The sequence below is a fragment of the Flavobacterium tibetense genome (assembly GCF_003293845.1).
In the GTDB taxonomy this organism is placed as follows: domain Bacteria; phylum Bacteroidota; class Bacteroidia; order Flavobacteriales; family Flavobacteriaceae; genus Flavobacterium; species Flavobacterium tibetense.
Map to the genome: position 1 here is coordinate 312,665 of NZ_QLST01000001.1, position 20,866 is coordinate 333,530.

Consider the following 20,866-nt stretch of genomic DNA (forward strand, 5'->3'; position numbering starts at 1 on the left):
TTAAAAATTATTGCATTCATTTATATTTCCTTAATTTTACCAAAAAATTAAATAAACTGTGGGAAGCAAAAATAAACTCAAGCGATTCAAAGAAAATGAAACTTTTTCAAACGTTTTTCAACCAACAAGAGAAGAAGTTATTTCTAATCAATTACCCTTAAAAGGGAAATGGAGAACCGATTTTTTCAAAAATAATAATCCAATTGTATTAGAACTAGGTTGTGGAAAAGGCGAATATTCGGTAGGTTTGGCTCAAAGAAATCCAAACAAAAACTTCATTGGAATTGATATTAAAGGAGCGAGATTTTGGCGTGGAGCAAAAACAGCAGTAGAAAATGAGATTCATAATGTAGCTTTCTTACGAACGCAAATTGAATTAATTGAGCATTGTTTTGATGCTGATGAAGTAGACGAAATTTGGATTACTTTCCCAGATCCACAAATCAAATACAAAAGAACCAAACATAGAATGACCAATACGGAGTTTTTAAATAATTACAAAAAAATTCTAAAACCAAACGGACTAATGCATTTAAAAACGGATTCTGAATTTATGCATGGTTATACCTTAGGTTTATTACATGGTTTGGGTCATGAAGTAATTTATGCCAATCATAATGTGTACAAAAACGAAGGCGCTCCAGTAGATGTGACTTCGATTCAAACCTTTTATGAAAGCCAATATTTAGAAGTAAATAAACCCATTACTTACATTCAATTTCGAATTAAGTAATTTTAGTTACAGAAGCATTTTAGGTAATTGCTTATTTTTGAACAAAACATACTATTATGACCATTTTACTTTCGTTTATACTTGGATTTTTTATAGCAGCAGTCGGAATTGTTGCACCCGGAATGTTAAACATGACCATTGCTAAGCTAAGTGTAAGCGAAGATCGAAAACAAGCATTGTTATTTGCTTTTGGAGCAGTTTTGATAGTTTTAGTTCAGAGTTTTGTTGGGGTTTATTTTGCCAAAGTTTTAGGTGCAAATCCTAATATCAGCGAAAATTTAAAAAAGTTTGGAACCGTTATTTTTATTTTACTTACAGCTTTTTTTATTTACAATGGTTTTAGAGCCAAAAAACCAAAATTAGACGTTGCTATTAAGTCAAAAAATAATAGATTTATTTACGGAATTACGCTTTCTTCTTTGAATATGTTTGCTATTCCTTATTATGCGTTTGTGAGTTTAACATTGGCCTCTAAAGATATTTTTCAGTTTACATTACCCAATATTTTAATTTTTTCATTTGCGGCTGCATTGGGAACTTTTTTCATCTTTTATTTATATGCTGTTTTGTTTAAAAAAGTAGAACATAAAGTAACTTTTATTACCAATAATATCAACTTTTTGATAGCTGCCATTACTGGTTTAGTAGCAGTATCATCGTTATACAAAATGCTAACGGCTTAAAATTGAAAAATCCAAATCCTAATACAGAAAACTTCTTTGAACGAGTTTATGAAATTGCCCGTCAAATTCCGTATGGAAGAGTAACTTCTTATGGTGCAATTGCCAAAGCATTAGGAACTGCTCGTTCTGCCAGAATGGTAGGTTGGGCAATGAATGCTTCTCATAATTTAGAAGATGTTCCAGCACATCGAGTGGTCAATAGGAAAGGATTACTCACTGGAAAGCATCATTTTGAAGGCACTAATTTAATGCAACAACTTCTAGAAAGCGAAGGCATTAAAGTAGTCGATAATCAGATTATTGATTTCGATAAACATTTTTGGGAGCCAGAATTTTAATATTTTTTAGTTCTTTAAAAGCATAGAAAAATACTATTCAACTATAACAAAACTTTAAACTCTGAAACTTTTAAACTTCTAAACTTCTCATTATCTTTGCAATTCAAATTCAGTCTTAATAAAGAACTGAAAACAAAAGATTTAAAGCAGAGAACAATGAAATTAGATAGAAAAGAAATATTAAAAGCCCTAGAAACCATTACGGTAGCTGGTGAAGGTAAAAATATGGTGGAAAGTGGTGCGGTAAAAAATGTAATCACTTTTGGCGATGAAGTAGTAGTGGATTTAGTTTTAGCAACACCAGCCTTACATATTAAAAAACGTGCTGAGGTAGATATCATAAAAGTAATTCACGAAAAAGTCTACGAAAAAGCCAAAGTAAAAGTAAACATCAAAGTTGAAGCGCCAGAAAAACCAGAAAATCCAAATTCAATTAGAGGAAAGCAAATTCCTGGAATTTCTAATATTATTGCGGTTGCTTCAGGAAAAGGTGGTGTTGGAAAATCTACAATTACGGCAAACCTTGCTGTAACATTAGCAAAAATGGGATTTAAAGTTGGGGTTTTAGATGCTGATATCTACGGACCATCCATGCCAATTATGTTTGATGTTGAAAACTCAAAACCCGTTTCTATAGAAGTAGACGGAAAATCTAAAATGCAACCCGTTTCAAGTTATGGTGTGGAGATTTTATCTATTGGATTTTTTACTAAACCTGACCAAGCCGTAATTTGGAGAGGGCCAATGGCAGCCAAAGCTTTAAACCAAATGATTTTTGATGCCAATTGGGGCGAATTAGATTTCATGCTAATCGATTTACCACCAGGAACAGGCGATATTCACTTATCAATCATGCAATCGTTGCCAATTACAGGAGCGGTTGTAGTAAGTACACCACAAGCGGTTGCTTTAGCTGATGCCAAAAAAGGAGTTTCCATGTTCCTATCAGAATCGATTAATGTTCCTGTTTTAGGAATTATTGAAAATATGGCGTATTTTACACCAGAAGAACTTCCTGAAAATAAATATTATATCTTTGGGAAAGAAGGAGCTAAAAACTTAGCAGCCGATTTACAAGTGCCTCTTTTAGGAGAAGTGCCATTGGTGCAAAGTATTCGTGAAGCAGGAGATTACGGTCGCCCAGCGGCATTGCAAACAGCTTCGGTTTTAGAAAGTGTGTTTGAAACTATTACAAGAAATGTAGTGCAAGAAACGGTAAATCGTAATGAAACATTACCGCCAACAGAAGCTATTAAAATAACAACAATGGCAGGATGTTCTGCTGTGAAAAAATAGTATTCAGTTTACAGTCTCAGTTGGCAGTTTGAAAACTGTTGTTAAAACTGAGACTGTGACTGAAAACTGAAAACTAAAAACTATGACTACAACAGAAATAAAAGAGAATGTTGAAAAAGCACTAGAGGAAATTCGTCCGTTTTTGAATTCTGATGGCGGCAACATTTCATTAGTAGAAATTATCGACAACAAACATGTGAAAGTTCGTTTAGAAGGTGCTTGTACGAGTTGTAATTTCAGTATTAGTACCATGAAAGCTGGTGTTGAAACTACAATTAAAAAGTATGTACCTCAAATCGAAACAGTAGAAAACGTAGCATAAAGTTACTCGTATGATATAAATCATATTTCTACAATTGACAAGTTTGTTACTTTGTATTTCAAAATTTAAAACATGATTCAAACAGATATATTAATTATCGGTGCGGGTCCAACAGGACTTTTCGCCGTTTTCGAAGCTGGACTTTTACAATTAAAATGTCATATTATTGATGCTTTGCCACAACCAGGTGGACAATTAGCAGAATTATATCCCAAAAAACCTATTTTTGATATTCCAGGTTATCCTGAAGTTTTAGCTGGTGATTTGGTTACTAATTTAATGGAGCAAATCAAGCAATTTCAACCGGGATTTACATTGGGAGAAACCGCCGAAACCATTGAAAAATTAGAAGACGGAACGTTTATTGTTACTACTAAAGAAGGAACACAACATCAAGCAAAAGCAGTAGCGATTGCAGGTGGTTTAGGGACTTTCGAACCAAGAAAACCTATTCTTAAAGATATTGAATTCTACGAGAAAGAAGACCGTGGTGTGGATTACTTCGTAAAAGATCCAGAAAAATACCGTGGAAAAAATATTGTAATCGCTGGTGGTGGAGATTCTGCTTTAGATTGGAGTATTTTCTTATCGAATGTTGTTAATTCAGTGACTTTAGTTCATAGAAGAAATGAATTTCGAGGGGCTTTAGATTCAGTTGAAAAAGTACAAGAATTGAAAAATTCGGGTAAAATTAAACTAATTACTCCAGCAGAAGTGGTTGGTTTTAATGGTAGTGAAAGAATTACCGCTGTTGATATTGAAGTTAACGGCGCTAGAATGAAAGTAGAATGCGATTATTTCATTCCGCTTTTCGGACTTACACCAAAACTAGGTCCAATTGCGAACTGGGGATTAGAAATCGAAAAGAACGCCATCAAAGTAAATAACGCATTAGATTATCAAACCAACATCGACGGAATTTACGCGATTGGTGATGTAAACACGTATCCAGGAAAATTAAAACTAATTTTGTGCGGTTTCCACGAAGCGACTTTAATGTGTCAAAGTGTGTACAACAGAATCAATCCAGGAAAACGCTATGTGTTGAAATATACCACCGTTTCTGGAGTAGATGGTTTTGATGGCACCAGAAAAGAAGCTGAAAAAGCCGTTGTAAAATCGATTGATTAAATAAAATTTTGTTTCAAGTTGAGCGAACCTTAAACTTGAAACCTTAAACTTGAAACTAATAATGCCACAAGACGTAACCATTTTCATAACCGACAGAAACGGAGTTAAACACGAAGTGTTAGCGCCAACTGATATGAACATGAATATCATGGAGTTAATCCGTTCTTATGAATTAGCCGAAGAAGGGACAATTGGTGTTTGTGGCGGAATGGCAATGTGCGCTTCTTGTCAATGTTATATTTTAAACGATGTAGTTTCTTTAGAACGCAATCCTGATGAAGAAGCCATGCTTTGGGAAGCGTATCATGTGAAAGATAATTCAAGGTTGGGTTGCCAAATTCACATCACTGAAGATTTAGAAGGTTTAGAGCTAGAAATAGCACCAGAACAATAAAAAAGCGAGAATTTCTTCTCGCTTTTCATTTTATACTAATTCATGTTTGTGTTCCATTTGCTCTTCAATAGCATTCCAAAGTCCGATTCTTTTTTCTAAGGCTAAAACCGAAACTTGTTCCACTTCATTCCATTTTTGTTCCGAAGTACCACAAAGTTCAGCAATCATTTGCATCGCCATAGGACCATGTTCATCGGCATCTAATTCGATGTGTCTTTCGAAATAATAGATTAATTTTGATAAATCGGTTTCAGGGAAATTTTGCTGAAAGTTTTTCAAGATTTCGGTAAACATATTCGGAATCAAATCTTCTCTTCCAAAAGTAAAAGCAGCCGCAATTTCATGAGGTTTTCCTTGTTCAATCACACGGAAAGTAAAATCTAAAAACGCTTTCACATTTGGATGCAAATCACTTTGTTTTATCGATACGAAGATATTTTTTGTTTCTTCAACATTCTCCAAAAACGCATTAATTTGAGTTGTCGAAGCACCACATTGGACCATCGCATCCAAATACATTTCATAATGACTTTGGCGCGTTCCGTCAATAGTTAAATCCGTTTCTTCTGCTACTACAATTTCATTAATTAAATAACGAATTTCCGGGTTTCCAATGGGTAACCAAGGAGTTGTAGTGCAAGTTAATTTATTTTGCAATGCTTTTAGTAGTGACATAAAATCCCATACCGCATAAATGTGGTTTTCTAAAAAACAATGCAAATCATCCATCGTTTTTACTTTGTTGTATAGCGAATGATTAAGCAATTGTTCTTTCTGGCTTTGAATCGATTGGTTTATGTTTTGAATATTCATAGGGCAATTTTTATTTTATATACGAAATTCTCACCTTGTAAGGTTTCAAATTTTCATATTACAAATGTAAAAATGCTTCCCTAAAAAGAGAAGCATTTTGTATCAATTTTATCTATTGTTTAATTCGATAAGTTCAATTCTGCCAAGCCGAAATGACTTCAGAGTTACAGAATTAATTTTGGAATTTGGAATTTCCTTTTTGAAATTTTATTTAAATGCAGGGAAACCTGTAACATCCATACCTGTAATTAACAAGTGAATGTCGTGCGTTCCTTCGTAAGTCACTACAGATTCTAAATTCATCATGTGTCTCATGATTGAATATTCACCTGTAATTCCCATCCCGCCTAACATTTGACGTGCATCACGAGCAATTGTTAACGCCATGTCAACATTGTTTCTTTTTGCCATCGAAATTTGAGCTGTTGTAGCTTTCCCTTCGTTTCTTAAAACACCCAATCTCCAAGTTAATAATTGCGCTTTTGTGATTTCAGTAATCATTTCAGCTAATTTCTTTTGTTGTAATTGCGTAGCTCCAATTGGTTTGTCAAATTGAATACGCTCTTTTGAATATCTCAATGCTGTATCATAACAATCCATTGCTGCTCCAATCGCTCCCCAAGCAATTCCGTAACGTGCTGAATCTAAACATCCTAGTGGCGCTCCTAATCCAGATTTGTTTGGTAATAAGTTTTCTTTTGGAACTTTTACGTTGTCAAAAATAAGCTCACCAGTAGCAGAAGCTCTTAACGACCATTTATTGTGTGTTTCAGGAGTTGTAAAACCTTCCATTCCACGTTCCACGATTAATCCGTGAATTCTTCCTTCTTCGTTTTTAGCCCAAACTACTGCGATATCAGCAAATGGTGCATTCGAAATCCACATTTTAGCACCATTTAAAAGATAATGATCGCCCATATCTTTAAAATTAGTTGTCATTCCACCAGGATTTGAACCGTGGTCAGGCTCAGTTAAACCAAAACAACCAATGAATTCTCCAGTGGCTAATTTTGGTAAATATTTCATTCTTTGTTCTTCGTTTCCGTATTTCCAAATAGGATACATTACCAATGAAGATTGAACAGAAGAAGTCGAACGTACACCCGAATCTCCTCTTTCAATTTCTTGCATGATTAATCCATAAGAAATTTGATCTAATCCAGCACCACCATATTCCACAGGAATATACGGACCAAATCCGCCAATTTCTCCCAAACCTTTTACAATTTGATGTGGAAATTCAGCTCTTTGTGCATATTCCTCAATAATTGGAGATACTTCTTTTTTTACCCAAGCACGTGCAGCGTCACGCACCATTTTATGTTCGTCCGATAATAATTCGTCTAATAAATAATAATCTGGAGATTGAAATAAGTCTGGTCTCATAGTTTTTGATTTGAAAGTCACAAAAGTAAGTAAAGATTTTTAACAAATCAACGAACAAGTGTTATAATTTTTAGAAGCTATTTCCAGCTATCCGTTTCAATCTTTTTACACCTGACAGGTTTTAGAAAACCTGTCAGGTGTAAAAAGGATTTTCTCTACTATCTGGGCTAGGGTTACATCTTCAAATAGAACTCTTTCGTCAACTCAATATATTCAGGAGTATAATTGTGTCTTGAGATTTCAATGACTAACTCATCAATTAAAGGAGTTTGTTCCATTCTGCAAAAAGCCAGTAAACTTCTTTTAATTTCCGATGTTGGAGTGCCTTTTACACGAGTCATTTTTAAGGGAAACAAATCTAATTCTTTACACATAGCAACAAATCGCTCTTCTTCTTTATAAGGAATAATCACAGAAAAAATCCCGTTATCCGAAAGTAATAAGGCAGCCGCTTCAATTAATTCTTCAAAAGGCAAAGCGTCTTCAAAGCGAGCTAAATCTCTCGAAACATTATCTGATTTATAATCATCGGTATAAAAAGGCGGATTGGAAATAATTAAATCGTATTCGTCTTCGGGTTCGTCAACAAATTCATCCAAACCTGCATGAAAACAAAATAATTTATCACCCCAAGGTGAAGCTTCAAAATTTTCGACACATTGTTCGTAAGCATCTTCGTCAATTTCAATCGCATCAATTTGTTCGGCGTTGCTTCTTTGGGCTAACATCAAAGACAAAATTCCTGTTCCTGCACCAATATCCAAAACATTGTACGGATTGTTAATTAATGGAGTCCAAGCGCCAAGTAAAACGCCATCAGTGCCAATTTTCATAGCACAACGATCTTGATTAACGGAAAAATGTTTGAATGTAAAAGTCATTGGAATTATCCAAGATATAAATCAACCAACCCTTCAGGTGTTTCTAAAGTAATAGTTTTGTTAGTTCTATCAAGCGCAATAATGAATTCATCAATTAGCGGAACTAGAACTTCAGTACCGTTTTTCTCAATTTCAAAAATGGCTTGAGCGCCACTATCATTAATTCCAGTTATTTTTCCAATGTTTCCTAGACGTGTATCTAAAACATCAAAACCAATAACCTCATGAAAGTAAAATTGGGTACCTTCTAATTTTGGTAACATAGAAAGCGGTAAGTAAGCTTCGCAGCCTATAATTCGGTCAGCATCTTCTTCATTTTCAATATCTTCGAAGCGAATGCGTAGAAACTTGCCTTTGTGTAGCTGACTTTTTAAAATAAAAAATGGAACCAGACTTTTGTTGATTTCAACAAAAACTGATTCCAAATTTTCATAAATTTCGGGTTCGTCTGTATCTAAATACAGTAAAACTTCACCCTTGAAACTAAACTTTTTAGCGATTTTGCCTAAATAGAAACAATCTTGTTTACGCATGTAATCGCTTTAAAATTATGCTTGAGTTTCTTCGTTGTTTTCTTCAACAGCAGGAGCATCTTCAGTAGCAGCCTCAACCACTTCTTCAGTTACTTCTTCAACAGTTTCTTCTACTTTTGTAGCTTCAACTTGAGCTGCAATACGTTTTGCGTTTGCTTCTTGTTCTGCTTTAAAAGCTTTAGCTTTAGCATCTGCTTGCGCTTTGCTTAAACCAGATTTTTTAGCGTCAACTTTACCTGCTTTTTCATCTAACCAAGCTGCTAATTTAGCATCTGCTTGCTCTTGAGTTAAAGCACCTTTGCGAACACCTCCATCTAAATGGTGTTTTAATAAAGCACCAGTGTAAGATAAAATTGCTCTTGCAGTGTCAGTTGGTTGAGCACCATTGTGTAACCACTGTGCTGCTTTTTCGATGTTTAAATCGATAGTAGCTGGGTTTGTGTTTGGATTGTAAGTTCCGATTTTCTCTAAGAATTTACCATCTCTTTTAGCTCTTGCATCAGCTGCAACAACCCAATAAAAAGGTTTCCCTTTTTTTCCGTGTCTTTGTAATCTAATCTTTACTGACATAATCTTTTGATTAATTTGAGGTTCTCGACCTCGGTTATTTAAGGGTGCAAATATACAAAACTTTAGTTTACAACATAATAAAGGCGAAAAATATTTTTAATGATATTGTTTAAAAAAAAATAGGTTACTTTAGTAAAAGTATTTTTAGTTTGTAAATAATTTAAATTGATATAAAAATGAATAAAATAATTTCAAATGCGGCTCAAAAGCTTGTAATAGCGTCTTTTGTATTGTTGTCGCTTTATTCTTGTAAAAAAGAACCTCTTGAGGATTCAATTTCCGGGAAATGGGATATGGCCTACTACACTTGGATTGACACAACCGACTTAGGTCGTGAAGAAATCAATAAAGACATTTTGGCATACAAAAATAAAACAAAAACATTGGGATCTGAATTTGTTAATAAAGGGAAAGATATTGTTGGTGCTAAAGATCATTGGAGCGGTGAAATAGTAAAAGGTTTCAGTATAGAAGTAATTGAAAACGAATCTGCTTATTCAGTAATTAACCAGAAAGGAGTTAAATCCGAAATAATTTTTGACAAAGAAAACAACCATTATGTTAGCCCTGAATACAATTTGCCTTTTGGAGGAAAGACAACCGTGTATTTTGAATTAAAAAAAGATACTCTTGTTATGTTTTATAAAAATTTTGAAAATACACCAGTTGTTTTCATGAAGAATCAAGAGTAGTTTTTGTTTAATAAAATTATTTTCAAAGGAAATAGTGTTTTTTATCTAAAAAAAATTATTTTTGTTTATTCGTAAATGAAATTTTAAGTAAAATGAAAAAAATAGTTGCATTGTTTATAGGAGTGTTAGCATTGTCATCATGCACTCAAGATATTAAAACTAATGACCCAGCATTTCAAGCGAAGTTTGGTGATGCTATTTGGAGAGCAAATGATGCTAGAGTTTTTGTAGATGAGAATGGTGCTATGACAATAGTGGCTTACACGCAATTTGAAGAATTAACGTTAGCAACTACTTCAACAAATCCAGGAACTTATGTTTTTGGCACTACTAATCAAGATAATTACGCAGCTTATTATTTTGAAGGACAAGGAATTATTGCTGATCATGAAACGTCTATTTTTCCTGGACCAGTAAATAAAATTGCTAACATTGTAGCTGGTGGTTTTAACTATACAAACAATAGTGACGCCTTAACAACGGGAGGTTCAGGTTCAGGATTGAAATTAGCAATTGAAGTTAACAATAACGGAACAGTAAATGAAGTGAATGTTGTAGCAAGGGGAATGGGTTATGAGGCAGGTGATGTAGTAACTATATTAGGAGGAAACGGTCAAGCTAAAGTAAGAATTTTAAATGTGCAACAAAGTAATGGTGAGATAACAATTGAAAGCGTTGATAACGGTTTTTTTACTGGCGAATTTAAATTTACAGCTGTAGATGAAGAAGGAAATACTGTATCTTTTTCTAAAGGTGAATTCTACAGAATCCCATTGTCTCAATAAAAAACACACCACAAAAATTCAGATAAGCCACCAAGTTTTTGGTGGTTTTTTTATTTTTGTTGATAACTTAAATTGTTCATTTACTTCTTAAAATGTACTTTTGATAAATCCCTAAAATCAAATTCTAAACACAAATTTTGTGTGTTTGCAGTTTGAATTAGAACCGGAGCGAAGCGGACTGAAGAAGTAATTTTTAAACTTGGAATTTTTTAAAGTATGTATTTAATTTTCGATACCGAAACCACTGGATTGCCAAAAAGTTGGTCTGCTCCTATAACAGATACCGATAATTGGCCTCGTTGTATTCAAATTGCTTGGCAGTTACACGATGAGATGGGTAACTTGGTTGAACATCAAGATTATTTAGTAAAGCCAGAAGGGTTTAATATTCCATATGATGCAGAGCGTATACATGGCGTTTCTACGGAATTGGCAACTGAGCAAGGAATTTCAATGATAGAAGTTTTGGAGAAATTCAATATTGTACTTTCCAAAACAAAATATATTGTTGGGCAAAACGTAGGTTTCGATGTCAATATCATGGGTTGTGAATTCCACCGATTTAATATTGGTTCCGATTTAACCCAAATGCCTGTTTTAGATACATGTACCGAAACTACAGCCGAACTTTTAAAATTACCAGGCGGTCGTGGAGGGAGATTTAAGTTACCAACACTTACCGAATTACATCAATACCTTTTCAATCAACCCTTTTCAGAAGCACATAATGCAACTGCCGATGTAGAAGCAACTACGCGCTGTTTCTTGGAGTTGATAAAAAGAGAAGTTTTTACCAAAGAAGAATTAGACGTTTCACCAGAATATTTCAGACGTTTTCGTGAAAATAATCCAGGGGAGATTCAGCTGATTGGTTTAAAACATATCAATCTCAAGAAAGCTTCAGATGAAATTAGAGCGCGTTTGCAGAAAATCCAAAAGGATAGAGAGCAAGCTACTATTTCTGATGAAGTAAAAGCGGATTTAAATGAAGCTACTTTTGCTCATTTACACAATCATACGCAATTTTCAGTTTTACAATCGACTATAGCTATCAATGATTTGGTAAAGGCTTCGGCAAAATTCAAAATGCCAGCTGTAGCCATGACAGACACTGGAAATATGATGGGTGCTTTCCATTTTGTTAGTGCAGTTTTAAATCATAATAAAGCAGCAGAAACTAAGAATGCAGCATTAGTTGAAAACGGTGAAGAACCAACAGAAACGGTAATTAAGCCTATCGTAGGTTGTGAATTCAATATTTGCGAAGATCATAAAGACAAAACCAAAAAAGATAATGGCTATCAAGTAGTTTTTTTAGCCAAAAATAAAAAAGGCTATCACAATTTAGCTAAAATGTCTTCAATCGCTTATACTGACGGATTTTATTACGTTCCACGAATCGATAAAGCGGTAGTTGAAAAGTACAAAGAAGACCTTATAGTGCTTTCTGGAAATTTATACGGTGAAATTCCAAGTAAAATTCTAAATATTGGAGAAAACCAAGCAGAAGAAGCATTGATTTGGTGGGCAGCAAAGTTTGGTTCCGACTTTTATCTTGAAATAATGCGTCACAAGCAGGAAGATGAAAATCGTGTCAATCAAACATTAATTGCTTTTGCCAAAAAACATAATGTAAAGCTAATTGCTACAAATAATACGTATTACGTTAATAAAGAAGATGCTAATGCACATGATATTTTGTTGTGTGTAAAAGATGGTGAAAAACAAGCTACACCAATTGGTCGCGGACGTGGTTACCGATATGGATTGCCTAATCAGGAATATTATTTCAAATCGGGTGACGAAATGAAGCAACTTTTTTCTGATTTACCCGAAGCCATCATTAACATTCAAGAAATCATTGATAAAATTGAAATTTACTCGCTTTATCGTGATGTATTGCTTCCAAAATTTGATATTCCTGAAGAATTTCTTGTTCCTGAAGATGAAGTAGATGGTGGCAAGCGAGGCGAAAATAGCTATTTACGTCATTTAACGTATAAAGGTGCTGAAAAACGTTATCCCGAAATTACAGAAGCAATTAAAGAGCGACTCGATTTTGAGTTGGCAACTATTGAAAAAACAGGTTATCCAGGTTATTTCTTGATTGTACAAGATTTTATTGCAGAAGCAAGAAACTTAGATGTTTCCGTAGGTCCAGGTCGTGGTTCTGCTGCGGGTTCTGCCGTTGCCTATTGTTTAGGAATTACGAATATCGACCCAATTAAGTACGATTTGCTTTTTGAGCGTTTCTTAAATCCCGACCGTGTTTCCATGCCCGATATCGATATCGATTTTGATGACGAAGGTCGTGGTCGTGTTATGGATTATGTAATCAATAAATACGGTTCCAATCAGGTGGCGCAAATTATTACTTATGGTAAAATGGCAACGAAATCGGCTATTCGAGATACTGCTCGTGTGTTAGATTTGCCACTTTTTGAAGCGGATAGAATTGCTAAATTAATTCCAGGAATGATGCCTTCCAAATGGAATTTAGCCCGATTTCTAGCCGAAGATGAAAGCGAAGTTAAAAAAGCGTTGCGTTCAGAAGAATTCGACAAAGTAAAAGAGTTAATCGGAATTGCCAATTCGGAAGATTTAGCTGGAGAAACCATTCAGCAAGCAAAAGTATTAGAAGGTTCTTTGCGAAATACAGGAATTCACGCTTGTGGAGTTATCATTACGCCAAGTGATATTACCAATTTCGTTCCAGTTACTACCGCAAAAGATTCCGATTTATATGTAACACAATTTGACAACTCGGTGGCAGAAAGCGCTGGTTTGTTGAAGATGGACTTCTTAGGATTAAAGACATTAACCTTAATTAAAGATACGGTTAAATTGGTGAAATATCGCTTTGGAATTGATTTAGATCCCGATAATTTCCCAATTGACGACCAAAAAACATACGAGTTATTCCAAAGAGGTGAAACGGTTGGAGTTTTCCAATACGAATCACCAGGAATGCAAAAATACATGAAGGACTTAAAACCAACAGTCTTTGCCGATTTAATCGCTATGAATGCATTGTATCGTCCAGGGCCATTGGAATATATTCCTTCTTTCGTTCGTAGAAAAAACGGCGAAGAAGAAATTAAATACGATTTAGAAGCGTGTGAAGAATATTTAGCAGAAACTTACGGAATTACTGTTTATCAAGAGCAAGTAATGCTTTTATCCCAAAAATTAGCCGGATTCTCCAAAGGTGATGCCGATGTTTTACGTAAAGCAATGGGTAAAAAACAAATTGAAGTTTTGAACAAAATGAAACCTCAATTTATCAATCAAGCCGCAGAAAAAGGCCATGACCCAGTTATTTTAGAGAAAATTTGGAAAGACTGGGAAGCGTTTGCAAGTTACGCTTTTAATAAATCTCACTCCACTTGTTATGCTTGGATTGCCTACCAAACCGCTTATTTAAAAGCGCATTATCCTGCGGAATATATGGCGGCGGTACTTTCTAATAACATGAATGATATTAAGCAAGTTTCGTTCTTTATGGAAGAATGTAAACGCATGGGATTAGCGGTTTTGGGTCCAGATGTGAACGAGTCGTACTATAAATTTACGGTTAATGAGGATTACGCGGTTCGTTTTGGAATGGGAGCTATTAAAGGAGTTGGAGCAGGGGCTGTTCAAACGATAGTTGATAATCGTAAAGACGGAGCATACAAATCTATTTTCGACTTAGCTAAGCGAATTGATTTAAGAGCTGCCAATAAAAAAGCATTTGAAAATTTGGCTTTAGCTGGTGGTTTTGACGGTTTTGGGGATACACATCGCGCACAATATTTCCATCATGACGGCGATGGAATTACGTTTTTAGAAAAAGCCATTCGTTACGGTTCAAAATTTCAAGAAAACGAAAACTCTGCTCAAGTAAGTTTGTTTGGTGATGCCAGTGATGTGCAAATTGCAGAGCCAATTGTTCCACCATGCGAAGAGTGGAGTACCATGGAAAAATTGGCCAAAGAAAAAGAAGTAGTTGGAATTTACATTTCCGGACACCCATTAGATGATTACAAATTTGAAATGAAATATTTCTGTAATGCTAAGTTGGAAACCTTGAAAAGTTTGGAACAGCAAGTAGGTAAAAATCTTTCTTTTGGCGGAATTGTAACCAATGTGCAACACCGAACAGCAAAAAACGGAAAAGGTTGGGCAACATTTGTATTGGAAGGCTACGATGAAAGTTTTGAATTCCGAATTTTTGATGAAGAGTATTTGAAATACCGTCATTTCTTGTTGCAAAATCAGTTTGCTTATTTTAAAATTTTGGTAAAAGAAGGTTGGGTGAATCGCGAAACAGGAAAAAAATCAGATCCAAGAATTCAGTTTTTGGATGTAAAAATGCTTGCGGATGTTTTACCAATTTTTGCCAAAAAACTAATATTACAGTTAGCTATTACCGACTTAAAAGAAGGAATGATTACCGAATTGAATCAAATTTTTGCTCAAAATAATGGAGATAATTTGGTTACTTTTGAAGTGATGGAATTAGAAAAAATAAAAAAAGTAAAAGAAGAAAACCTTGTTGTTGTGCCAACAGTTTCAGAAGATGAAGAAAGCACTGAGGAAATGGATGACTTGGTGGAAATGGATTTGGATATCCCTGTTGAGAAAGAAGAAATTGTTGTAAAAACTAAGCTTTCTATGCCAAGTAGAAAATTGAAAGTAAAAATTTCTTCCGAATTGTTACAGGAATTAGAACGCATGCAATTGAGTTTTAAGTTGAATTAGTATCAATTCTGAAAATGCAGCTATAACAAAAACTAATTTTTAAAAGCCAATTCATTCCAATTTAATTTCTAAATTTGCATATCATAAAAGTAAAACTTAAAGAAAAATAATATGGCATTAGCAATCACAGACGCTTCTTTCGAAGAAGTAGTATTAAAATCAGATAAACCAGTAGTAGTAGATTTTTGGGCAGCTTGGTGTGGTCCATGTAGAATGGTTGGTCCAGTTATCGACGAAATTGCTTCAGAATACGAAGGAAAAGCAGTTGTTGGAAAAGTTGATGTGGATGCAAATCAAGAATTTGCTGCAAAATATGGTGTTAGAAACATCCCAACAGTTTTAGTATTCCAAAACGGAGAAGTAGTAGGAAGACAAGTTGGTGTTGCACCAAAGAAAACGTATACGGATGCAATTGATGCATTATTGTAATCGTTGAAAATCAATATATGAAGGTCCAATTAGTTGGACCTTTTTTTATTCCAAAAGCTGAGTATTGACAGATTTTCTCTATATTTACTCAACAAATTCAATTTATGCAGTTTTCTGAAAAACGAAACATTACACGTTGGTTTATCATTTTAGCATCCTTTTTCATAGTAACCTTAATACTTTGGAATACCTATAATTTCTTCCAAATATTCAAGGAAGAAGAACGGGTAAAAATGGAACTTTGGGCAATGGCTCAAAAAACCTTAGCAAATGCCAATGAAAATACAGATGTTGATTTACCGTTTGAAATTATCAGTTTAGAAACTTCTATACCTATGATAGTTTCAACTGAAAATGGAAAAATCATCAAGCATAACAATATTGAACCCGAAGTTGCAGAAGATAGCTTGCAATTGCAATCGCTCTTTAGAAAAATTCAAGTTGAAAATGAGCCCATAAAAATGGAACTTTCTGCTAATAATTACCAATTGTTGTATTACGGAAATTCGCCTTTATTGAATAAACTGAAATATTATCCTATTGCTTTACTGTTGATTATTATTTTGTTTGGAGCCGTTGTTTATAACTTTTATCGCGCTACAAAAATGGCAACACAGAATAAACTTTGGGCTGGAATGGCAAAAGAAACCGCGCATCAAATTGGAACACCATTGTCTTCATTAATTGGTTGGTTGGAATTGCTCAAATTGGAAAATGTTGAAGAATCAACCATTTCAGAGATAGAAAAAGACATCACACGTTTACAAACTATTACCGATAGATTTTCAAAAATTGGTTCCGAACCTGTTTTAGAAATCAAAGATATAGTGGAAGAAACCCGAAATTCATTTGATTATTTGAAATCGAGAAGTTCTAAGCAAATTGCTTTTTCTTTTGAAGCGCCTAATCATCCCATTTTAATTCCAATAAATCCCGCTTTACACAGTTGGACAATCGAGAATTTAGTTAAAAATGCTATTGATGCCATGAAAGGAAAAGGGAAATTGTCAGTTGTGATTTCAGAAACCGATGCTGTTGTAAAAATTGCGGTTACCGATAGTGGAAAAGGAATTCCATTGAGTCAATTTTCAAAAGTTTTTGAACCTGGTTTTACTACCAAAAAAAGAGGTTGGGGTTTAGGATTATCTTTAACCAAACGAATTGTACAAGAATACCACAAAGGAAGAATAAAAGTCGCACATTCTGAAATTGGCAAAGGAACTACGATGCAAATTAGTTATAAAAAATAATCCCGATTTTCATCGGGATTCAGTTTATAAATTGTTTCCAATTGCGGTTGCTAATTCTGTAAATTCTTCAGGAGTTAAACTGGTTTTTCTTTGAAAACGCATATCATCCATATCCTGTAATGGAATCAAATGCACGTGAACATGCGGCACTTCTAAACCAACAACTGCCATTCCAATGCGTTTGCAAGGAACTGTTTTTTCTAAAGCAATAGCTACTTTTCTAGAAAAAGCCATTAGTTCCAAATAAAGGGTTTCCTCCATTTCAAAAATCTTGTTGATTTCTTGCTTTGGAATACATAACGTATGTCCTTTTGCATTGGGATTCACATCTAAAAATGCCAAAAACTTATCGTCTTCAGCTACTTTATAACATGGAATTTCTCCGTTTACTATTTTGGTAAAAATGGAACTCATATTGTCAAATTTTGTTTCAGGTTTAACGTTTCAAGTTGGTTGTTCAGGAAATTGGAATTTGCCACTTCGACTTCGCTCAGTATGACATTTTGGAATTTAGTATTAATCTCTTGAAATTTCTAAAATCTCAAATTTCAATGTGCCATTTGGTACTGTAATTTCAGCAATTTCACCTACTTTTTTTCCTAATAAACCTTTACCAATTGGTGATGTAACCGAAATTTTTCCCGTTTTTAAATCGGCTTCGCTTTCGGCAACTAATGTGTATTTTAGTTCCATGCCGTTAGCTTGGTTTTTGATTTTAACTGTTGAAAGCACTAATGCTTTAGTAACATCTAATTGGGATTCGTCAATTAAACGCGCATTGGCAACAACTTCTTCCATTTTTGAAATTTTCATTTCTAAAAGTCCTTGTGCTTCTTTTGCTGCATCGTATTCTGCATTTTCAGATAAATCACCTTTATCTCTAGCCTCTGCAATTGCTTGTGAAGCCTTTGGTCGTTCAATAGATTTTAGTTGATCTAATTCATCTCTAAGTTTTTTCAAACCTTCTGCTGTGTAATAAGAAACTGCACTCATAATTCTCCTTCTTAAATATTGTTACTGTTTTCAAATACGATTAAAAACTTTTTTCCGTTATATTATTGTTTATAAAATACAAAGAATCCCACACGCTTATGGGATTCCTTTTAACAAAGATACTAAAATATTTTTAATTTAAATTTAAGTTGAACTTTTAGTTTGTTAAAGTTAATTAATTTATTTTTGGAGAATATAAGATATAATTAAAATGAAAAGATATTTAACTTTTATAGTTTTTTCAATAGTATTGCTAAGCTGTACCAAGGATTCTGTTAGGAATAACAATCCTTATTTACCTAGTTATCGGTTTTCTTCCTCAGTTATAAATTTGAATTTACCATTATATAATCAGTTAAATTTCCCTGGCAATGCAATTACCTATTCGGAAATTGGAGTAGGAGTTTTAAATAAAATTTTCATCATTAATACAGGCTCTAATTATTTAGCATTTGATGCGGCTTGTCCTAATCAAGAGTTGAGTGGTTGCTCTTCAATGAATTTAGTTGGAATAAAAGCTATTTGTCCGTGTGACGATGCCGAATATAGTTTGTTTTCAGGTCAAGCTCCTGGAATGCAATATCCGATGTTACAATATAGAGTTGAGGTACTAAGTCCTGAATCTATCCGAGTTTATAACTAATAAAAAATCTGGATGTTTTTGCATCCAGATTTTTTTTTGATAACTTCTAAATGGAATTAAAAAGATAGCGTAACGCCAGCTAAGAAATTAATTCCCGCTTGTGGATAAAATCCAGCGCCTTCAATTGTTGTAATATTTGGACCCGACCAATCATCGTCGTAAGTGTAAAAATAGCCGTTAGATTCGTAAGTTCTATCCAAAATGTTATTGACCAATCCAGAAAATAAAATCGATTTAATTCCTTTATTGATACGCCATTCATAAGTAACATTCAAATCATGTATCGTATAGTCTCTCAATTTTGAATTTTCGGAATCGATATTGCCCATGTATTGTTCACCAACGAATTTTGACAGTAATGAAATGTTCAATAGTTTAATTGGAGAATACGTTACAATATTTCCAGCAATAATGTTTGGAGAATAAGCGATATTGGTGTTTCCTAAGTTCTGTAATTCACCATCTCTTTGGAAGAAAAAATCTTCATTTTTATTCTGACTCAATGTGATATTTGGACTAATCAAAAACTTATCGCTTAAACGAATTACGGATTCTATTTCCAAACCTAAACGATAGCTGTTTCCACTGTTTGTAAATACTGGAGCTCCAACATCATTTAATGCACCTGTTAATACCAATTGATCAATGTAACGCATATAAAAAGCATTGGCATTAAATCGAATATTTTTTGAGTTGTATTTCCAGCCTAATTCATAATCAAATAAACGTTCTGGTTTTATAGCGCCACTTTCGTAATCATCACGTCTTGGTTCTTTGTTAGCAACACCAAAATAACCGTAGAATGCATTTTTGGAATTCAATTGGTAATTTAAACCTGCTTTTGGATTAAAGAAACGAAAGGTATCATTTACATCATCAAACTTTACACTTGTTGCGTCGTAAAACACCATTCTATATTGCAAATCTGCAAATAAATTCAATTTGGAATCTACATCTTGCGAAATTTTAGCATAGAAATTCACATCGTCTTTGTTTCCGTAATTATCGTAGTAGCGATTTGGATTTGGAATGTAATTTTGTGTCCAAACTACTTCGCCGTAATGCAATCCTAAGTAGCGGTTAGCAGCACCTCCAATTAGTAAGTCGGTTTTTTTATTTTGATAATTGAGAGAAAATGTAGCTCCAAAGAAGTCATTATCTAACCAACGTTTTCTAACCAAGTCAGAAATTGGATTTCCATTAAATGCAGGCAAATTATAATCGGTTAAATCTTCATCTTCTTTGTATTGTTCAAAATATCCTTTTCCGATGGTGTAATGCAAAGCCGCATTTGAAATCCATTTTTCTGACCATTTTTCTGACCAATGCAATTGGAAGTGGTTTTGCCAATAGTTATCCGTTTCATTATCGTAAAATTGCATGTTGCCATTTTCGTCAAAATACATTCCAGCAGGATTGAAAGTTCTGTCATTTCTCAGTTTTTCAGGATCTTCTAGTCCGTACCAAGCTTGATAGGTTTTCTCTTTTCCACCAAATGCTAAAAACTTGATTAACGTATTTTCTTTCACATAATTGGCATTGAAAAAATAACCAAACATGTCGGAAGAAGCTCTGTCAATGAATCCGTCGGAAGAAATGTTAGAAATTCGTCCGTTCAACTCGAAATTATTGTGTAATCCTGTTCCAAAAGATACCGTGTGTTTTCTAGTATTGAAACTTCCAATAGAATTCGCAATTTCTGCAAAAGCTTCTTCTTGATACGATTTGGTTTCCATGTTCAAACTCGCACCAAAAGCGCCGGCTCCATTGGTTGAAGTTCCCACACCGCGTTGCAATTGCACACTTTCTAAAGAGGAAGCAAAATCAGGTAAATTCACAAAAAATGTTCCTTGACTTTCACTGTCGTTAAAAGGAATTCCATTTAAAGTTACGTTGATTCGCGAACCATCAGAACCACGAACACGCATGTACGTATAACCCACACCATTTCCAGCATCGGTTGTGGTCACTACAGAAGGCAAATATTGCAACAAAACTGGAATATCTTGCCCCAAATTTCGCGGTGCAATTTCTTCTTTAGAAACGTTTGTATACGTAATAGGATTTTTGTCTTTCGCTCGAACAGACGAAACCGTAACTTCTTTAAGCTCGGTAGTTTTCAAACTGTCTTTCTGCGTTTCTTGAGAAAAAGAGAAAAGAGAAAAGAGAACAGAAAATAGACTCAAATAAATTTGCGTCTTGGTGCCTTTGTGGCCTTTCTTTTTGAATAAAGTTTTCATTCGTAAATTAT

At 34.2% G+C, this 20,866-nt stretch carries 21 protein-coding genes; 13 read left to right on the plus strand and 8 right to left on the minus strand.

The genetic code is table 11. The annotated features are described in order from the left end of the window. Window positions 1–58 precede the first annotated feature (58 nt). The 7 genes from trmB to DPN68_RS01530 all read left to right on the plus strand — a co-directional run bounded on the left by trmB (window position 59) and on the right by DPN68_RS01530 (window position 4,897). A complete protein-coding gene (gene trmB, locus DPN68_RS01500) occupies window positions 59–733 on the plus strand; it encodes a tRNA (guanosine(46)-N7)-methyltransferase TrmB (protein ID WP_113987809.1) in 675 nt (224 codons plus the stop codon). Window positions 734–789: 56 nt separating this feature from the next. Then, a complete protein-coding gene (locus DPN68_RS01505) occupies window positions 790–1,416 on the plus strand; it encodes a LysE family transporter (RefSeq protein ID WP_113987810.1) in 627 nt (208 codons plus the stop codon). 2 nt (window positions 1,417–1,418) lie between these two features. Continuing rightward, window positions 1,419–1,754, plus strand: a complete 336-nt coding sequence (locus DPN68_RS01510) for an MGMT family protein (protein WP_113987811.1) — start codon at window positions 1,419–1,421, stop codon at window positions 1,752–1,754. Between the two features lie 156 nt (window positions 1,755–1,910). Further along, complete coding sequence (locus tag DPN68_RS01515; protein ID WP_113987866.1) at window positions 1,911–3,050, plus strand: Mrp/NBP35 family ATP-binding protein; 1,140 nt, start codon at window positions 1,911–1,913, stop codon at window positions 3,048–3,050. An 82-nt stretch (window positions 3,051–3,132) separates the two neighbouring features. Beyond that, window positions 3,133–3,372, plus strand: a complete 240-nt coding sequence (locus tag DPN68_RS01520; protein ID WP_113987812.1) for a NifU family protein — start codon at window positions 3,133–3,135, stop codon at window positions 3,370–3,372. A 72-nt stretch (window positions 3,373–3,444) separates the two neighbouring features. Then, window positions 3,445–4,503 carry an NAD(P)/FAD-dependent oxidoreductase gene (locus tag DPN68_RS01525; RefSeq protein WP_113987813.1) on the plus strand — a complete coding sequence of 353 codons (1,059 nt, stop codon included), beginning with the start codon at window positions 3,445–3,447 and terminating at the stop codon, window positions 4,501–4,503. Between the two features lie 61 nt (window positions 4,504–4,564). Then, entirely contained in the window at window positions 4,565–4,897 is a 333-nt protein-coding gene (locus tag DPN68_RS01530) for a 2Fe-2S iron-sulfur cluster-binding family protein (RefSeq protein ID WP_113987814.1), read from the plus strand. 30 nt (window positions 4,898–4,927) lie between these two features. Here the strand turns inward: DPN68_RS01530 and DPN68_RS01535 are convergent, their stop codons facing one another. The 5 genes from DPN68_RS01535 to DPN68_RS01555 form a co-directional block, all read right to left on the minus strand. Beyond that, window positions 4,928–5,710, minus strand: coding sequence for a DUF3050 domain-containing protein (locus DPN68_RS01535; protein WP_113987815.1), 783 nt, complete (start codon window positions 5,708–5,710; stop codon window positions 4,928–4,930). A gap of 207 nt (window positions 5,711–5,917) precedes the next feature. Further along, window positions 5,918–7,096, minus strand: a complete 1,179-nt coding sequence (locus DPN68_RS01540) for an acyl-CoA dehydrogenase family protein (protein WP_113987816.1) — start codon at window positions 7,094–7,096, stop codon at window positions 5,918–5,920. A gap of 173 nt (window positions 7,097–7,269) precedes the next feature. Then, the gene (locus DPN68_RS01545) at window positions 7,270–7,929 is read right to left on the minus strand and encodes a tRNA1(Val) (adenine(37)-N6)-methyltransferase (protein WP_113987867.1); all 660 of its coding nucleotides are present in this window, start codon (window positions 7,927–7,929) and stop codon (window positions 7,270–7,272) included. A gap of 53 nt (window positions 7,930–7,982) precedes the next feature. Continuing rightward, window positions 7,983–8,510, minus strand: coding sequence for a ribosome maturation factor RimM (gene rimM, locus DPN68_RS01550; protein WP_113987817.1), 528 nt, complete (start codon window positions 8,508–8,510; stop codon window positions 7,983–7,985). Between the two features lie 15 nt (window positions 8,511–8,525). After that, window positions 8,526–9,080, minus strand: coding sequence for a 30S ribosomal protein S16 (locus tag DPN68_RS01555; RefSeq protein WP_113987818.1), 555 nt, complete (start codon window positions 9,078–9,080; stop codon window positions 8,526–8,528). 176 nt (window positions 9,081–9,256) lie between these two features. Between DPN68_RS01555 and DPN68_RS01560 the strand changes: the two genes are divergently transcribed. From DPN68_RS01560 to DPN68_RS01580, 5 genes are all read left to right on the plus strand, one after another. Next, a complete protein-coding gene (locus tag DPN68_RS01560) occupies window positions 9,257–9,772 on the plus strand; it encodes a hypothetical protein (RefSeq protein ID WP_113987819.1) in 516 nt (171 codons plus the stop codon). 92 nt (window positions 9,773–9,864) lie between these two features. After that, window positions 9,865–10,557 (plus strand): DUF6252 family protein, encoded by a 693-nt coding sequence (locus DPN68_RS01565; RefSeq protein WP_113987820.1) that lies wholly within the window; start codon window positions 9,865–9,867, stop codon window positions 10,555–10,557. A gap of 216 nt (window positions 10,558–10,773) precedes the next feature. Next, the gene (gene dnaE, locus DPN68_RS01570; RefSeq protein WP_113987821.1) at window positions 10,774–15,300 is read left to right on the plus strand and encodes a DNA polymerase III subunit alpha; all 4,527 of its coding nucleotides are present in this window, start codon (window positions 10,774–10,776) and stop codon (window positions 15,298–15,300) included. 111 nt (window positions 15,301–15,411) lie between these two features. Then, a complete protein-coding gene (gene trxA / locus DPN68_RS01575) occupies window positions 15,412–15,729 on the plus strand; it encodes a thioredoxin (protein WP_113987822.1) in 318 nt (105 codons plus the stop codon). Between the two features lie 104 nt (window positions 15,730–15,833). Further along, window positions 15,834–16,979 (plus strand): sensor histidine kinase, encoded by a 1,146-nt coding sequence (locus DPN68_RS01580; protein WP_113987823.1) that lies wholly within the window; start codon window positions 15,834–15,836, stop codon window positions 16,977–16,979. A gap of 24 nt (window positions 16,980–17,003) precedes the next feature. On the opposite strand, the gene DPN68_RS01585 is transcribed toward DPN68_RS01580, so the two are convergent. Next, window positions 17,004–17,393: an HIT family protein gene (locus DPN68_RS01585; protein WP_113987824.1), complete on the minus strand. Its 390-nt coding sequence runs from the start codon at window positions 17,391–17,393 to the stop codon at window positions 17,004–17,006. Between the two features lie 102 nt (window positions 17,394–17,495). After that, a complete protein-coding gene (greA, locus tag DPN68_RS01590) occupies window positions 17,496–17,972 on the minus strand; it encodes a transcription elongation factor GreA (protein WP_113987825.1) in 477 nt (158 codons plus the stop codon). A gap of 331 nt (window positions 17,973–18,303) precedes the next feature. On the opposite strand from greA, the gene DPN68_RS01595 reads away from it, so the two are divergent. Then, window positions 18,304–18,615, plus strand: a complete 312-nt coding sequence (locus tag DPN68_RS01595; RefSeq protein WP_239986981.1) for a Rieske (2Fe-2S) protein — start codon at window positions 18,304–18,306, stop codon at window positions 18,613–18,615. A 56-nt stretch (window positions 18,616–18,671) separates the two neighbouring features. Here DPN68_RS01595 and DPN68_RS01600 read toward each other — a convergent pair whose 3' ends face one another. Continuing rightward, the gene (locus DPN68_RS01600; protein WP_113987827.1) at window positions 18,672–20,855 is read right to left on the minus strand and encodes a TonB-dependent receptor; all 2,184 of its coding nucleotides are present in this window, start codon (window positions 20,853–20,855) and stop codon (window positions 18,672–18,674) included. Between the last annotated feature and the right edge of the window lie 11 nt (window positions 20,856–20,866).

Excerpts from the sequence above, each read along its gene's own strand:
- DPN68_RS01540 (WP_113987816.1), bottom strand. The coding sequence starts at position 7,096 with ATGAGACCAGACTTATTTCAATCTCCAGATTATTATTTATTAGACGAA.
- DPN68_RS01530 (WP_113987814.1), top strand. The coding sequence starts at position 4,565 with ATGCCACAAGACGTAACCATTTTCATAACCGACAGAAACGGAGTTAAA.
- DPN68_RS01560 (WP_113987819.1), top strand. The coding sequence starts at position 9,257 with ATGAATAAAATAATTTCAAATGCGGCTCAAAAGCTTGTAATAGCGTCT.
- DPN68_RS01515 (WP_113987866.1), top strand. The coding sequence starts at position 1,911 with ATGAAATTAGATAGAAAAGAAATATTAAAAGCCCTAGAAACCATTACG.
- DPN68_RS01565 (WP_113987820.1), top strand. The coding sequence starts at position 9,865 with ATGAAAAAAATAGTTGCATTGTTTATAGGAGTGTTAGCATTGTCATCA.
- DPN68_RS01535 (WP_113987815.1), bottom strand. The coding sequence starts at position 5,710 with ATGAATATTCAAAACATAAACCAATCGATTCAAAGCCAGAAAGAACAA.
- DPN68_RS01525 (WP_113987813.1), top strand. The coding sequence starts at position 3,445 with ATGATTCAAACAGATATATTAATTATCGGTGCGGGTCCAACAGGACTT.
- greA (WP_113987825.1), bottom strand. The coding sequence starts at position 17,972 with ATGAGTGCAGTTTCTTATTACACAGCAGAAGGTTTGAAAAAACTTAGA.
- DPN68_RS01505 (WP_113987810.1), top strand. The coding sequence starts at position 790 with ATGACCATTTTACTTTCGTTTATACTTGGATTTTTTATAGCAGCAGTC.
- trxA (WP_113987822.1), top strand. The coding sequence starts at position 15,412 with ATGGCATTAGCAATCACAGACGCTTCTTTCGAAGAAGTAGTATTAAAA.
- DPN68_RS01600 (WP_113987827.1), bottom strand. The coding sequence starts at position 20,855 with ATGAAAACTTTATTCAAAAAGAAAGGCCACAAAGGCACCAAGACGCAA.
- rimM (WP_113987817.1), bottom strand. The coding sequence starts at position 8,510 with ATGCGTAAACAAGATTGTTTCTATTTAGGCAAAATCGCTAAAAAGTTT.
- DPN68_RS01545 (WP_113987867.1), bottom strand. The coding sequence starts at position 7,929 with ATGAAAATTGGCACTGATGGCGTTTTACTTGGCGCTTGGACTCCATTA.
- DPN68_RS01555 (WP_113987818.1), bottom strand. The coding sequence starts at position 9,080 with ATGTCAGTAAAGATTAGATTACAAAGACACGGAAAAAAAGGGAAACCT.
- DPN68_RS01520 (WP_113987812.1), top strand. The coding sequence starts at position 3,133 with ATGACTACAACAGAAATAAAAGAGAATGTTGAAAAAGCACTAGAGGAA.
- dnaE (WP_113987821.1), top strand. The coding sequence starts at position 10,774 with ATGTATTTAATTTTCGATACCGAAACCACTGGATTGCCAAAAAGTTGG.
- DPN68_RS01585 (WP_113987824.1), bottom strand. The coding sequence starts at position 17,393 with ATGAGTTCCATTTTTACCAAAATAGTAAACGGAGAAATTCCATGTTAT.
- DPN68_RS01580 (WP_113987823.1), top strand. The coding sequence starts at position 15,834 with ATGCAGTTTTCTGAAAAACGAAACATTACACGTTGGTTTATCATTTTA.